Origin of the sequence: Clostridioides sp. ZZV15-6388, from assembly GCF_020657755.1 — a bacterium.
Lineage (GTDB): Bacteria > Bacillota > Clostridia > Peptostreptococcales > Peptostreptococcaceae > Clostridioides.
In genome coordinates, this window is record NZ_JAGWCU010000042.1 from 13,254 (window position 1) to 28,698 (window position 15,445).

General features: G+C 27.4%; 16 protein-coding genes and 1 other annotated feature. Of the genes, 14 read left to right on the plus strand and 2 right to left on the minus strand.

Annotation, left to right across the window (positions count from 1 at the left end):
* Window positions 1-22 precede the first annotated feature (22 nt).
* The 5 genes from KGF48_RS17825 (at window position 23) to KGF48_RS17845 (ending at window position 6,018) form a co-directional block, all read left to right on the plus strand.
* Window positions 23-1,144 (plus strand): M20 peptidase aminoacylase family protein, encoded by a 1,122-nt coding sequence (locus KGF48_RS17825; protein ID WP_227868389.1) that lies wholly within the window; start codon window positions 23-25, stop codon window positions 1,142-1,144.
* Window positions 1,145-1,428: 284 nt separating this feature from the next.
* Window positions 1,429-2,619: a MalY/PatB family protein gene (locus KGF48_RS17830; protein ID WP_227868390.1), complete on the plus strand. Its 1,191-nt coding sequence runs from the start codon at window positions 1,429-1,431 to the stop codon at window positions 2,617-2,619.
* Between the two features lie 138 nt (window positions 2,620-2,757).
* Window positions 2,758-3,013 (plus strand) — a binding site (T-box leader).
* A gap of 58 nt (window positions 3,014-3,071) precedes the next feature.
* On the plus strand, window positions 3,072-4,073 hold the full coding sequence (asnA, locus tag KGF48_RS17835) for an aspartate--ammonia ligase (RefSeq protein WP_227854498.1): 1,002 nt from the start codon (window positions 3,072-3,074) through the stop codon (window positions 4,071-4,073).
* Window positions 4,074-4,264: 191 nt separating this feature from the next.
* On the plus strand, window positions 4,265-4,654 hold the full coding sequence (locus tag KGF48_RS17840; protein ID WP_227840532.1) for a DUF1232 domain-containing protein: 390 nt from the start codon (window positions 4,265-4,267) through the stop codon (window positions 4,652-4,654).
* A gap of 161 nt (window positions 4,655-4,815) precedes the next feature.
* Window positions 4,816-6,018 (plus strand): dicarboxylate/amino acid:cation symporter, encoded by a 1,203-nt coding sequence (locus tag KGF48_RS17845; RefSeq protein WP_227829212.1) that lies wholly within the window; start codon window positions 4,816-4,818, stop codon window positions 6,016-6,018.
* A gap of 125 nt (window positions 6,019-6,143) precedes the next feature.
* Here the strand turns inward: KGF48_RS17845 and KGF48_RS17850 are convergent, their stop codons facing one another.
* Window positions 6,144-7,220, minus strand: a complete 1,077-nt coding sequence (locus tag KGF48_RS17850; protein WP_227868391.1) for a pyridoxal phosphate-dependent aminotransferase — start codon at window positions 7,218-7,220, stop codon at window positions 6,144-6,146.
* Between the two features lie 228 nt (window positions 7,221-7,448).
* Between KGF48_RS17850 and hpt the strand changes: the two genes are divergently transcribed.
* The 5 genes from hpt (at window position 7,449) to KGF48_RS17875 (ending at window position 10,958) form a co-directional block, all read left to right on the plus strand.
* Complete coding sequence (gene hpt, locus KGF48_RS17855) at window positions 7,449-7,976, plus strand: hypoxanthine phosphoribosyltransferase (RefSeq protein ID WP_227432377.1); 528 nt, start codon at window positions 7,449-7,451, stop codon at window positions 7,974-7,976.
* A gap of 88 nt (window positions 7,977-8,064) precedes the next feature.
* On the plus strand, window positions 8,065-8,997 hold the full coding sequence (locus tag KGF48_RS17860) for a phosphatase PAP2 family protein (protein ID WP_227829210.1): 933 nt from the start codon (window positions 8,065-8,067) through the stop codon (window positions 8,995-8,997).
* Between the two features lie 69 nt (window positions 8,998-9,066).
* Entirely contained in the window at window positions 9,067-10,293 is a 1,227-nt protein-coding gene (locus KGF48_RS17865; RefSeq protein ID WP_227868392.1) for an NAD(P)/FAD-dependent oxidoreductase, read from the plus strand.
* 83 nt (window positions 10,294-10,376) lie between these two features.
* A complete protein-coding gene (locus tag KGF48_RS17870; RefSeq protein WP_227432380.1) occupies window positions 10,377-10,598 on the plus strand; it encodes an alpha/beta-type small acid-soluble spore protein in 222 nt (73 codons plus the stop codon).
* A gap of 189 nt (window positions 10,599-10,787) precedes the next feature.
* The gene (locus tag KGF48_RS17875; protein WP_227829208.1) at window positions 10,788-10,958 is read left to right on the plus strand and encodes a hypothetical protein; all 171 of its coding nucleotides are present in this window, start codon (window positions 10,788-10,790) and stop codon (window positions 10,956-10,958) included.
* Between the two features lie 97 nt (window positions 10,959-11,055).
* Here the strand turns inward: KGF48_RS17875 and KGF48_RS17880 are convergent, their stop codons facing one another.
* Window positions 11,056-11,517, minus strand: a complete 462-nt coding sequence (locus KGF48_RS17880; RefSeq protein WP_227868393.1) for a hypothetical protein — start codon at window positions 11,515-11,517, stop codon at window positions 11,056-11,058.
* Between the two features lie 191 nt (window positions 11,518-11,708).
* Here KGF48_RS17880 and KGF48_RS17885 point away from each other — a divergent pair, with 191 nt between their 5' ends.
* From KGF48_RS17885 to pduL, 4 genes are all read left to right on the plus strand, one after another.
* The gene (locus KGF48_RS17885; protein WP_227829206.1) at window positions 11,709-12,170 is read left to right on the plus strand and encodes a hypothetical protein; all 462 of its coding nucleotides are present in this window, start codon (window positions 11,709-11,711) and stop codon (window positions 12,168-12,170) included.
* A 42-nt stretch (window positions 12,171-12,212) separates the two neighbouring features.
* Window positions 12,213-13,976, plus strand: a complete 1,764-nt coding sequence (locus KGF48_RS17890) for a GAF domain-containing SpoIIE family protein phosphatase (protein ID WP_227841460.1) — start codon at window positions 12,213-12,215, stop codon at window positions 13,974-13,976.
* Window positions 13,977-13,983: 7 nt separating this feature from the next.
* Window positions 13,984-14,592, plus strand: a complete 609-nt coding sequence (locus tag KGF48_RS17895) for a flavodoxin family protein (protein ID WP_227841459.1) — start codon at window positions 13,984-13,986, stop codon at window positions 14,590-14,592.
* Between the two features lie 72 nt (window positions 14,593-14,664).
* On the plus strand, window positions 14,665-15,234 hold the full coding sequence (gene pduL / locus KGF48_RS17900; RefSeq protein ID WP_227829203.1) for a phosphate propanoyltransferase: 570 nt from the start codon (window positions 14,665-14,667) through the stop codon (window positions 15,232-15,234).
* The last annotated feature ends 211 nt before the right edge of the window (window positions 15,235-15,445 follow it).

Consider the following 15,445-nt stretch of genomic DNA (forward strand, 5'->3'; position numbering starts at 1 on the left):
AAATTTATGGAGGTATTATATTATGGAAAATAATAAAAGTTATATTGACTATGTACATAAGGTGTATGATTATTTGCATACAATTCCAGAAAAAGGATTTGAAGAATACAAGACATCTACATTTCTTTTAGAAGAACTTAAAAAAATGGGATTTGAAAATATAGATGAAGGTGTTGCAGAAACTGGTATTATAGTAACAATAGACTCTAAAAAAGAAGGACCAGTATTTGCTATAAGGGCAGATATAGATGCATTAGAATTTATAATAGATGGAGAAAAGAAAATGATACATGCTTGTGGTCATGATGGTCACACTTCAATGCTTCTAACGGCTGCAAGATTAATAAAAGAAAGGGACTTGGTAAAAAAAGGAAAACTTAAAATAATTTTTCAACCAGGTGAAGAAAAACTTTATGGGGCATTAAGAGTAATAGACTCTGGTTTATTAGATGATGTTGAAGAGATGGTAGGTATGCATTTAAGACCTGGGCAAGATTGTAGATTAGGAAAGGCCATACCTGCAATGTATCATTGTGCCAGTTGCATAATGGAATTTAGTATTAAAGGTATTACTTGTCATGGTTCTAAGCCACACTTGGGTGTAAATGCAGTAGATGCTGTCTGTTTAGCAGTAAATGCAATAAATGCAATAAGAGTAAATCCAGCTGTTCCAAATTCTATTAAAGTTACAAATATATCAGTTAAAGGGGAGACATATAATAATATACCAGATGAAGCTTTTATGGCTTTAGATATAAGAGCAGAGAGTAATGAGATAATAGAAGAATTAAAAGAAAAAGCTATTCATGCTATAAAAACCGCTGCAAGTTCTATAAACGCAGAGGCTATACTACTTTCAAAAGATGGAGTTCCAGCAGCAGAGTTTGATGAAGGTCTTGTAAGTTTAGCTGAAGAAACTATTAAAGATGTACTTGGTGAAGATGCATCTATAGGTGTATTTAAAAACTCTGGTGGAGAAGATTTTCACTATTATACTCAAAAACTAAAATGTAAGACTACATATATTGGACTGGGTGCTGATGCTACACCAGGATTTCATAATCCTAATGTGACATTTGATACTAAAGCTTTAGAATATGGAGTTGATATCTGGTGCAGACTAGTTGAAAAGAGATTAGGATAAGGTTTTAGATTAATTGCTTTGTATTTAAAAGTTTTTTAAAATTATGAAAAGAGAATTTTTATGTTATTTGCAATATTATTGACATAAAAATTCTCTTTTTATTTTGTTGCAATGAAGTTATTTTTACAATATCGAAAAAATCTATTACAGGAAAAATATGTATATTTTAAATCTATTAAAGCAAAAAGTGTTATTATTATAGTGTGTAGAGTGGTAAAATGTCATTAGATTACAAGTAGTGACAAATTTAATATTTATAGAATTTATATTTTTAGGAGGTTCAAATGAGTAAATATAATTTTGATAGACTTATAGACAGAGTCGGAACAGACTGTGTAAAGTGGGATTTTAGAACTAATTGTTCACCAAAATCGCAAAAAGATGGTTTACCTTTTTGGATTGCAGATATGGATTTTGAATGTGCAGAACCAATAATAGAAGCATTACATAAAAAAATTGACCACAAAATATTTGGATATAGTTCTAATAATAGTGATAAATACTTCGATGCAGTTTGTGGATGGTATAAAAGAAGATTTAACTGGGAAGTAAATAGAGACGATATTGTTTTTAGTCCTGGAGTTGTACCTGCTGTTGCTATTTTAGTAAGAATATTAACAGACTTTGGAGAAGGAGTAATAGTTCAAAAACCAGTATATTATCCATTTGAAGCAAAGATAAAAAGTAATAATAGGGAAGTTGTAAACAATTCTCTAATATATGAAAATGGAAGTTATAGAATGGATTACGCTGATTTAGAAGAAAAAGCTAAGTGTGACAATAATAAAGTACTTATTCTTTGTAGCCCTCACAATCCTGTTGGTAGAGTATGGAGAGAAGAAGAATTAAAAAAAGTTGTAGAAATATGCAAAAAATATGACTTATGGATAATAGCAGATGAAATACACTCTGACTTAATTCGAAAAGGATTTAAACATACTCCTTTACAATCATTATGCCCAGAATATAAAGAGAAAATAGTTACATGTATAGCTCCAAGTAAGACATTTAATTTAGCTGGAATGCAATTATCCAATATAATAGTGAATAATAAAGAGTTAAAGAAGAAGTATCAAGATGAAGTTACAGCTGTTGGAGTTGGTACTTCACCAAATCCTTTTGCTATTGTAGCTACTATAGCAGCATATAATGAAAGTGAAGATTGGCTTGATGAATTAAATGAATATCTAGATAATAATATAAAATTTATTGATGAGTATTTAAAAGAAAACTTACCAAAAGTTAAACTTGTTTATCCAGAAGGAACATATCTAGCTTGGTTAGACTTTACTGCTTATGGATTAAATGAAGTAGAACTTGAAGATTTAATGTTTAAAAAAGCCAATGTATTATTTGATGAGGGTTATATATTTGGAAAAGAAGGTATTGGGTTTGAAAGAATAAATGTAGCATGCCCACAGTCTCTATTAAAAGAATGTATGGATAGATTAAAAACTATATTTGAAAACTTATAAAGCATAGGTAAAAATTTATAAAGTATACAAAAAAATAAAAAATAATAAACTTGACAAAATTCAACTAATCACTTATCATACTATTATGAATAAATAGAAAACATAAAAGTTAACTTTTATTAAAGTAAAGATAAAACTTTAAAGACGTTGAAAGGAAGAGTAGGTATAGAATGTAATTAAAGCGAGTTGGTGATGGTGTGAGACCAATATGAAGTCTATAGTGAAGAACATCCTGGAGTTGCTAACTGAAATTTTAAAAGAGTAGGCTTAGTCGGAACCAAACCGTTATCATATTGGGATGTATCGAGTAATATCTGTACATTATGAGCTGGGTTTGAATTTATTTCAAACTAATCAGGGTGGTACCGCGGAAAAGCAACCTTTCGTCCCTTTTTATAGGGATGAGAGGTTTTTTTAATGGAAAAATATATAAAATATAGGGAGTGAATAGTATGAGTACAATAATACCAAAAGATTATAAAAGTAGTCTAAATGTAATTGATACACAAGTAGCTATAAAAAAATTAAAAGATTTTTTTGAGATGAGATTGAGTAATGAGTTGAATCTAATGAGAGTTTCTTCACCATTATTTGTATTGCCTGAGACAGGGGCAAATGATAATTTAAATGGAGAAAAAGCAGTAAGTTTTGATATACCATTTATGGATAAAAATGCAGAAATTGTTCAATCACTTGCAAAATGGAAGAGATTAGCTCTTAAAAAATATGGTTTTGCAGTTGGAAGTGGTTTATATACAGATATGAATGCAATAAGAAAAAATGAAGAATTGGATAATATACATTCTTTATATGTAGACCAATGGGACTGGGAATTAGTTATAGAAAAAAGTAGCAGAAATGAAAAAACTTTAGAAGATGTTGTAAAAAGATTATATGGAGTATTTAAAGATACTGAAATATTTGTGTGTAGTATGTATGAAGGTATAAAAGAAATTTTACCAGAAGAAATAACATTTATAACATCACAAGAATTAGAAGATATGTATCCAGAGCTATCACCAAAAGAGAGAGAAGATAAAATTGTAAAAGATAAAAAAGCTGTATTTATAACACAAATAGGAAAGACATTAATATCAGGAGAAAAACATGATGGAAGAAGCCCTGATTATGATGATTGGGAATTAAATGGAGATATACTATTTTATAACCCTGTTCTAGATTCTGCATTAGAATTATCATCAATGGGAATTAGAGTTGATGAAGAATCACTAGATAGACAGTTAAAGCTTGCTGGATGTGAAGATAGAAAAGAATTTGATTATCATAAAATGCTTTTAAATGGTGAGCTTCCATATACAATTGGTGGAGGAATTGGTCAATCAAGAATATGTATGTATTTCTTGCAAAAGGCACATATAGGGGAAGTGCAAGTTGGAGTATGGCCACAAGATATGATTGAAAATTTTAGAAACGCAGGAATTGAGTTGTTATAATAAAAAATAAATTAATATTATTGTAAAAATTATAAATGATTTAAACTACTTAAGTCATGATATAACATTCTATATGTAAGCAATACAATTTAAATATAAAATAATTAATAAAATTTATATCTAAAATATTCATCAAATTAATTATATCGGTTATAATGTAGAGTAACCTATGATTATAAGAGGTGATGAATATGGAACTTTTAAAAAGAGCTATTGATATAATTTTAGATACTTTAAAAAAAATTTTAGTAAGATTTAAAAATGCTAAGTTTGGATTACTTTTTATATTTGATTTATTTAAACTACCAGACTTTATGACGGAGAAAAGAATAAATATAATTAATAAGGTCAAAGTAGTTTCTGTATTAGTTTTTACTGTATCCTATTTTGTATCTGGGATTGATATAATACCTGAAATGCTCGCGGGAGTATTTGGATTTATAGATGATGCTATAGTATTAATTTGGAGTATAGGTATTGTGAATGAAGAAATTAATAAATACAGAATCATTGCAAAAAAGGAGAAACATTCAAATATAATTGAAAATGTAGAATTTTCTATAAAAGATGAAGAAGAATAACATTTTATAAGTGTTATTCTTTTTTTTATTAACAAAAAATGGTTAAAATGTTGACGGAGAGATAAAACTCTATTATCATAAGAAGTGGGGATTCAATGATTGACAAAGTATTCAATGTACAAGAATACTTAATCTAAAAAAATTTATGGAGGGTAAAAGTTATGAGTAAGAAAAAGATAGGTTTAGTGCCTAAACTAATCATCGGTATCATAGTCGGTATTTTAATCGGAAGTTATGCACCAGAAATAATAGTTCAAATATTAGTAACAGTTAGTACTTTATTCTCAGCATTCTTAAAGTTTGTTATACCATTTATAATTATAGGATTTGTAACAGCAGGAATAGCTGACTTAGCAACAGGAGCAGGAAAGTTATTAGGAATAACTACAGGAATAGCATATGGTTCTACTTTAATTGCAGGAGTATTGTCATTTGCAGTATCTATGTTAATATTTCCAAATTTTATTGATGCAAGTGTAGCAAGTCAAATTGGAGACCCAGAAGCAGGAATGTTAGCACCAATATTTACAATTCCACTAGAGCCTATGGTAGATGTAACAGCAGCAATAGTGTTTGCATTTGTAATGGGGCTTGGAATATCAGCTTTGAGAAATCATGGAAAAGGAGAAGTTCTATTTAATTTCTTCCAAGAATTCCAAGAAATCGTAACGAAAACGTTGTCAACAGTAATTATACCTTTACTACCATTATACATAGCAGGAACTTTTGCAAATATAACTATAGCAGGACAAGTATGGACAATATTAGGAGTATTCTGGAAAGTTTATTTAGTAGTAATACCATTACACTTTGTATATATGGCATGTCAATTCACAGCAGCAGGAGCATTCTCAGGAAAGAATCCAATCAAAATGTTAAAAAATCAAATACCTGGATATTTAACAGCTATAGGTACTCAATCTTCAGCAGCAACTATACCAGTTAATGTTGGTTGTGCAGAAAACAATGGAGTAAGTAAGCAAATAAGAGAATTCGTTGTACCTCTTTGTGCAACAATACATTTATCAGGTAGTATGATATCTATAACAGGATTTACAACAGCAGTTTTAATGATGAATGGTATGCCACATGGAATCGATGTATTATTCCCTTACATTGCAATGTTGGGTATAGCAATGGTTGCAGCACCAGGAGCACCAGGAGGCGCTATAATGAGTGCACTTCCTTTCTTACCAATGGTTGGAATCCCATCAGATGGTGGTCTTGCGAGCTTAATGATAGCTTTATACTTAACTCAAGATAGTTTTGGTACAGCATGTAATGTATCAGGAGACAATGCAATAGCAGTTGTTGTAGACCAAATAAATGATGGAATGAGTAAAAAAGGAAAACAAAGCGCTTAATTTCTTAATAAATAAAAATGAGTTATCTCAAAAAGAGATAGCTCATTTTTTTATAATTTATAATTATAAACCCTTAATTATTGTATTATTTGAACTATTTGTGCTAATCTGTATCTAGTCTTTTTCTATTTGAAAATTGTTTTAAGAGATGATATTAGTAATTTATTTTCATCAGGCTTTAGTATACATACTCTAAAAAAATATTCATCTAAACCTTCAAATGAGCAGCAATCTCTTATTATTATTTTTTGTGGAATTAGTTTTTCACGAAGGGATTTAGCTGTCAATTCATGAGTTTTGATTTTACATAATATAAAATTACCTTGAGTATCATATACATCTAGATTGTCTATGCTTTTAAGCTCCTTAAGTAAGTAATTTCTCTCAGTATTCATTAAGGAAATAGTATTAGAGATAAAGTTTGAATCTCTAAACATGATTTCTCCCATCTTAGAGGCCACTATATTGATATTCCATAAATCTAAGTTGTTATTTATTTTATTCTTAACATCATTATCAGATATAAGGCCATATCCAAGTCTTATGCCTGGTGTTGAAAAAAACTTTGATGTTCCTCTTATAACAAATAAATTAGAATAATCATCAACTAATTGAGTAGAAGAGTATATGTTTGTATCAGTAAACTCTACATAAGTTTCATCAATCATTAAAAACTTATCTGTGTTTTTTAATAGTTCTCTTGTTTCTATTTTAGTAAATGCAAATCCAGTTGGATTACTAGGATTGCAGATTACAACTAAATCATAGTCTTTAGAATTAATAGTCTTTATAAGATTTTCTAATTCTATATGAAAATCATATTCTTCTTTAGCAAAATATTTATCTATAGAACAATTAATTTTAGATAGTTCTTTTTCATACTCTGAATAAGCAGGAGAAAGCAAAAGAGCTTGTTTAGGGTTAATTGTATGTATAAAAGATGAAATTAATTCTGTAGCTCCACTACCAAGTACTATATTATCTATAGAACACTTACAGTAGTTAGATATAGAAGTTTTTAAGTCTATGTAATCAGGGTCAGGATACATAGATACTATATCTATATTGTTTACAATGTATTGTTTGGCTAAATCTGATGTACCAAAAGGATTTATATTAGAACTAAAATCCATAAATTCTTCTTTTGAAAAGCCATACTTACTAGATAAACTATATAAATTAGCTCCATGGTTTGTGCTCATAAAAGTACCTCCAATAATAAAATTATATAATTAATAAAAATAACTGATTAATATATTTACATATAGATTATAATACAAAGGAATATTTATTCCAAATTTTTAAGAGAAAAAGCAAAAAAGTATGGATAAGCTGTTAATTTAGGTTTAAAAATGATGAAAAATATTTTAATTGATATTTTAGTATGCTATAATATATAGGTTAATAGATGGAAAGCGGGAGGATTCAAGATGTACAAAGTTACAGGAAAAATGTTGACAGAAGAACAGATAAAAGCAAAAGTTTATGAATTAGGTAAAAAAATAGAAGAAGATTTTAAAGGTGAAGATTTACTAGTAGTAGGTATCCTTAAAGGAGCTAGTGTATTTGTTTCAGATTTAATAAGATGTATAGATTTAGATGTAAATATAGATTTTATGAGTGTTACAAGTTATGGAAACTCAACAGAATCTTCTGGTACAGTTAAAATATTAAAAGATTTAGATGTAGATATTGAAGGAAAGAATGTGTTAATTGTAGAGGATATAATAGATTCTGGTTTAACATTAAGCAATCTAGTTGCAGCTTTAAAAACTAGAAACCCAAAATCTCTAAAACTATGTACTCTACTTGATAAACCTCAAAGAAGAAAAGCTAATATACCTGTAGACTATGTTGGATTTGTTATAGAAGATAAATTCATTGTTGGTTATGGAATAGATTATGCTGAAAAATATAGAAATTTACCTTATATAGGTATAGTTGAGGATGTAGAATAGACTTAAATGTGAATTAAAAGCACTAATCTCTGTAGGAGTTAGTGCTTTTTAATTAAGTATATAAAATTTTAGTAAAGGAGACATCGGTATGGATATTCAATTGAGTATATTATTATTTTTCCAGAGTTTAAGAAATCCAATTTTAAACTTTATATTTCTTGTATTTACAGTAAGTACAGAAGCTCCATTATTGATATTAATTACAGCAGTTATATATTGGTGTATAAATAAAAAATGTGGACAAAAAATGTTGTTCGCGATAGTTGGAAATTTTGTTGTGAATCTAGGTATCAAAGAATTTGTAAAGGCTCCTAGACCAATAGGTATAAAAGGTCTTGAATCACTGAGAGTTTCTACCGCTGGAGGATACTCTTTTCCAAGTGCACATACTCAAACTGCAACTACATTTTGGGTTAGTATTATGACTATATTTAAAAGAAACTATATACGTTTATTGGGTGCAGTGATGGTTTTAGGAGTAGGATTATCTCGACTATATTTAGCTGTTCATTGGCCTATAGATGTAATTGCTGGTTGGATACTTGGCATATTTTTTACAGTTGTATTTGTAAAAATATTTGACTATATCGATGATAATAAAAAATATATTTTTCTTGTAGCATTACTTATCCCATTTATATTAATAGCAATATTTCTAAAAAGCCCTGAATATTTTGAAAAATTTGGTATTCTAGTAGGGTTTGTATTTGGGTATATAGTTGAAGATAAATTTGTTAAATTTACTACAGAAAATAATAATAAAAAAATTAATTTTAGTAATAAAAATAAAAAGAGTAAAAACATGATATTTTCGAGAATTTGTAGGTTTTTGATTGGAATAGTCACAATAGGGATTTTATATGTTGCTATTAAAGTGTTGATTTCAATATTAATAACGACTTTAAATATAAGTGACTCTAGTATGAGTATAATTTTTATGAATTTTATTAAGTATACAGTGGTTGTTTTTTATGGAGTAGCAGGAGCTCCTGCATTGTTTAAAATTTTGAAATTAAATTAATTTAATTTGCACTATTGATAGATACTAATTTAATTTTAATAAAATTTAAGGATAGAAAAGAGTGATTATTTGAAGAAAATAGTAGTAATAGGCGGTGGACCAGCAGGGATGATAGCAGCATCAACTGCATCTGAAAGAGGGTTTGATATAACTTTAATTGAAAAAAATCATAAGTTAGGTAAGAAGCTTGCAATAACAGGAAAAGGTAGATGCAATATAACTAATGATTGTGATATAGAGGAATTAATAGAAAATGTTCCTACAAATGGTAAATTCTTATATAGTGCTTTTTACACTTTTACAAACGATGATGTAATAAGTATGTTTAATAATCTTGGAGTAAAAACTAAAACAGAAAGAGGAAAAAGAGTTTTTCCAGAAAGTGATAAAGCTTTTGATGTTGTAAAAGCTCTTGAAAAACAAGTAAAAAACAAAAAAGTAAATATATTATTAAACTCTAGGGTAGAAAAAATAATATCTAAAAATAATAAAATCGAAAAAGTAATTCTAAACAATAAAAAAGAAATCAAGTGCGATTCAGTCATAATAGCAACTGGTGGATTAAGTTATCCACTTACTGGTTCTACTGGTGATGGATATAAATTTGCTGTTTCGCAGGGGCATACTATTGTAGATACAAAACCATCTTTGATTGGTATAGAAGTTCAAGAAGGTTTTGTAAAAGATTTAGAAAAATTATCATTAAGAAATGTCGAGATAAACGTGTTTAATAGTAAAAAAAAGAAAGTGTATAATGATTTTGGAGAACTTGAATTTACTAAATTTGGTTTAGATGGACCTATAATAAAGTCTGCAAGTTGTAGGATGAAAGATACAACTAAAGAAAATTATACTATACTGTTGGATTTAAAACCTGCATTAGACGAAGAAAAATTAGATAAAAGAGTTCAAAAAGATTTTCAAAAGTATACAAATAAAAAATTTGAAAAAGCATTGGATGACTTGCTTCCTAAAAAACTTATACCTATAATAATAAATTTAAGCGAGATTTCTCCAGATACAGTTGTTCATCAAGTTTCTAGAGAACAAAGAAAAAATTTAGTTCATTTACTAAAAAATTTAAAACTTACAGTAAAAAGATATAGACCTATTGATGAAGCAATAATAACTTCTGGTGGAGTAAAAGTGAATGAGATAAACTCAAGTACAATGGAATCAAAATTGGTAGAAGGTTTATTTTTTGCTGGTGAAGTAATAGACATAGATGCATACACAGGAGGATTCAATTTGCAAATAGCTTTTTCGACTGGATATTTGGCAGGTTTTAATTGCTAAAAATTACCTGAATTAAAAATGTTTAAAATCACATAATATTATCAGCAACACAAAATAAATTAAACAGAAGGAAGGTAATCAACATGGCAAGTAACAATAACAACAACAAAACAGTAGTACCAGGAGCAAAAGAAGCTTTAAACCAAATGAAATTAGAAATAGCTAATGAACTTGGTATGAGTAATTATCAACAAGTTGATAAAGGAAACCTTACTGCAAGAGAAAATGGTTATGTAGGTGGATACATGACTAAAAAATTAGTTGAAATGGCTGAACAACAAATGGCTGGAAAAAACAACAGATAGTTAATAAATAATTATTTATAACTATTAGGCTATTGTTATAGCTAGAGCTATCTCAAATATAGAAAGTAATTTCTAAATTGAGATAGCTTTTTTTTATTAAGTTTTATATGTCGATATTTTTATGTAATAAATTTTAGAAATCTGGATAAAATAGTACAAATGAATATATTACATAAGGAGTGATGTAAAATGAGTAGTGTAAACTTTGAAGATTTAAAAAATAAATTTATTAATAGTGATTTAGATGAAAAAATAAAAATCTATACAACAACAGAAGGATTATCAGTAGAACAGTTTAAAGAACTATTGAAATATTATCCAATACAACACTTATCTAAACTAGAAAAAGCTCTTGGGTAATGTCATATAGAAATAAAAATTAAAAAGGCAATTTATTTAATATAAAAAAATAGTTTTTATATTAAATAAATTGCCTTTTTATAATAAATTTATTTTATTATGCTTTTGATATATAATTATATATTCTCTCGTTTCCAAGTTCAATAGACCCAGTATTGATAAGTGTAATAATACCTTCTATATCCTTAGGAGTCAGGTACTTATATGGAATTGATAGATTATAACCAGTATCATGTAATAAATTTTTCAATTGAATTATCTGAGAGATATTAAAATATTTTATAGATTTAGTAGATTTTTTTCTTGAGTTAGACAAATTTTCATTTTGTATTTTTATTAAAGTTTCAATATAGTCTATATAAGATAACTTAAATTCATATTCATTTATTATTTTTTCATCAAGTATACTATTTATAAAATCTTGAGATAATATATTATCTGCAAATTTATCTGCTGTTAATTTTCCAGATGTAATACCTTTTTGGTATTTTCTAAGAATTTTTTTGGTATAGCAGTATATTTTATTTCTTGTTTCTAAATCGAGTTGTTCTATTTGCACAAAAACACTTCCTTTTAATTGTAAGAATATTTATTTTGAAAAATTTATACTTAGTCTATAAAGTTTTAATAATTTATTTACAATAAATACTAAATTATAAAATATTTGTTATTTTTTATTATTACCAAGTATAAAAAATATTATAATTGTAAAACTTACAAATATATGTAAAATATTTAGGAGTGATGAAAATGTTAAATGGGATAATAAAGCTTTTTTATTCTGAAATTGTAAAAACAAAGATTAATAACTTAGATTCAAGTGGATATTCATTAAGGGATGAATGTAAAGAAATCAGAAATATAACCTTAAAGATAGATAGTGTGTTTTTTAAACTTTTAAAGTTAGTTTTTGGTTCAATACTGCTTATTGTAGCATTTAATCTAAATTGGATATTAGGTATAGGAGTATTTCTAGTTGGAGTGGTGTACATTCTTTATAAGAGAAATATGGAAGAACAAGTGAAGGAACATATAAACAATGTAAAAAATAATATCGACATCTCTAAGATAACTTTTATGGATGAAAAGGGAAGAACAGGTCTAAATTCATTGATTACATTACTTCTTATAGGAATATTGACAGGATTTAACTGGATATTAGTTCTTAGTTTTGTCGTTGTTTTTGTTTTTACTATAAAGAATGTATGTTAAAATACTAATAAATAGTTTAATATATAGGGGGAGAAATTGAGTATGACTAATGGCAATTATAAAATGAAGAATTTAGTGGAAATATCTGCTATGGTGACTGAATCTACAGATTTTTTTAATATAAAAGATAAAATAATAGAAAAAATGTTAGAGGTTGTTCACCCTACAAAGGCATGTGTAAATCTATTTTATAAAAATGATTCTAAATATGCCTATTTAGTATGTTCACAAACCTTAGAGTATGTACCTCAAATTTTTCCAATCAATAGTCTTAAAGGTGCAAAAATTGATTTTGACACATATCCAGAATATATCCATGAAGCTGTAAATGAGAAAAAGATAATATATGTGAAAAATGTATTTGAAGATTCTAGAGCAGAAGGAGAACGAGATTTAGCAAAATCTGAAGGTTACATTGGTAGAATAGTTTTTCCTTTTATCATAAATAATGAAGTAGTTGGATTTATGACTTGCTTTTTGACAGAAGAAGATTTTCTAACAGAACAAGATATAGACTTTATATCTTCTGTTGCATCTCTCTTAAGTTTATCAATAGAAATAACTAATAAAAATAATAATGTACAAATTTTGGTTGATAAATTAAGAGGTTCAATAAGTGCTATAAATGAAGCTACTAAAAAATTATATCTCAATAAAAGTATAGATGGATTTTTAGAAAACTTGAGTAAACAGGCGTGTAACATTACCAATAGTAAAGAAGCTTTGATAATTATAATAGGTCATGGTAATAAAGATAAAATATTTAGCTGTTATAATACTGAACATAAAAAGAAAACAAATTTATATCCTATGTTGGACAAGTTTGTAAATAAAGAATCCTTAGGAGGATATTTAAATAATTTAAAACCATGCTCACAAAAAGGGATAAACTTGGAAAGTTATATATATTACAAACTCCAAGATAAAAATGAGACTATAGGATGCATTGTTTGTGCAAACAGCAAAAACTACACGAGTGATGATTTAAATATCCTTAGTATATTATCTAAACAGGTTTTAGTTGGTATGCAGTTATATGAGCACAATGAAAAAGAAGTAAAGCACAGGATTCTTGAGAATGAGTTAAATATATTAAATAAACAGCAACAACTTATTATGGACAAAGGTAAAATGGATTGTAATGATGAAAAAGAACTTTATTTTTATCATAAACCAGCAAGAGTAGTAGGTGGAGATTTTTATTATGCTACAAAGGTAGATGCTGAACACATAGTTTATATTGTTGCTGATGTAATGGGGCATGGAATGGTTTCGAATTATGTTGTTGCAATGATAAAGGGTGCCTTTAAAGTGTTATGTAATCAGTATAAGACACCACAAGAAATAATGACAAATTTAAATAGGATGTTATATGATGAGTTTGACAAAATGGGAGTATTTACAACTTGTTTGATTGGTCTTATAGATACTAAAGAAAATATGATTACAGTATCTAATGCAGGACACTATAGCCCTGTAGTTGTAAAAAAAGATGGAACAATAGAAACTAACTTAAATTGTAAAAAGGGAATACCTATTGGGGTAATGGAAGATGCAACATATGAAAATAATATTCTTTCAATGGAAGATTATGCAATGGTATGTATGTATACTGATGGAATTTTAGAAATAAAAAATACATCAAAAGAAGAATATGGTATAGAGAGATTAGAAAACTTTTTAAAAGAAAATTTTAGATTAAATCATCAGCTGATAGTAGAAAATTTAAAATTAGATTTAAGAAACTTTTCATCAAAAGATAATTATGATGATGATATTTTAATCGTTATGTTAAAGGATAGGTAGATTGATTATGGGTTTAAATAATAAAATAGAACTTGAAAGTCCAGAAATTATAATAATAAATGGAAGTCCAAGAAATAATAAAAATTGTAGTTTTATAGCAAATGAAATAAAACTTAAATTAGAAGATAGTGGACTTAGTAGTAAAATATTCAATATATATGATATGGATATTGAATATTGTACAGCATGTGGATTTTGTAATAAGACAGGATGTTGTAAATTTAATGATGATATGAAACCTCTATATAAAATGTTTGATGAATCAAAAGGGACTATAGTAATAAGTCCTGTACATTTTGATTCAATATCAGCTAAAGTAAAAACTGTTGTTGATAGAACTCAAGCTATCTATGCAAGCAAGTATATATTAAATAAGCCTTCAATTGATAGGAATAAAAAGCGTATAGGAATGTATATTGCAGTAGGAGGTAGTAAACCTTATGATTCACAATTTAAAGGTGGGCAAATAGTTATGGACTTTTTCTTTAAGAGTATAAATACTAAACTTTTACACAATATATATTTAAACAACACAGATAATATACCTTACACAGATAATCAAGAATTTAAAGACACTATATCTAAGACTCTAAAAGCGTATATTGATTCAATATAATTTGATTTTGTAAGTAATATTATGTATAATTGTATTGCAATAATTTAAAAATAATTAAAGGAGGGAATTTCAATGAAATTACCAATAGCATTATCTAATAAACATGTTCATTTGAGTCAAGCTGATATAGACGTATTATTTGGAGCAGGTCATGAATTAACTAAATTTAAACCATTATCTCAACCAGGACAATTTGCCTGTGAAGAAAAAGTAGATTTAGTCGGTCCAAAGGGGACTCTAAAAGGAGTTAGAGTTTTAGGGCCAGCTAGAGCTCAAACTCAAGTTGAGATTTCTTTAGCAGATGGATTCCCATTAGGAGTAAAAGCTCCAATAAAAGAATCTGGTGATATAGCTGGAACTCCTGGGGTTAAATTAGTAGGACCAGCTGGAGAAGTTGAAATGAAAGAAGGAGTTATAGTTGCTTCTAGACATATACATATGAGCAATGAAGACGCTGCTAAATTTGGTGTAACTGACAAACAAATAGTAAAAGTTAAAACATCTGGACCAAGAGCGTTAGTATTTGAAAATGTATTAGTAAGAGCTAGTGATAGCTTTAATTTAGAAATGCATGTTGACATGGAAGAAGGAAATGCAGCAGGCGTTAAAAATGGAGATTTAGTAGAATTAATAGTTGATTAATTTTATATATGAAATTAATGCTAGTGAATATTTTGTTTACTAGCATATTTTTTACTGTAATAAATTTCTATATTATAAATTTAATCTATTAGATTAATTTATAATATAAAGGGGTATTATGAAAATTATAATAAAAACTTACAAAAATATGATGTAATATGGTAAAATTAATATATAAAATTTATATATGATGAAGAAGGTTCTCTTACTC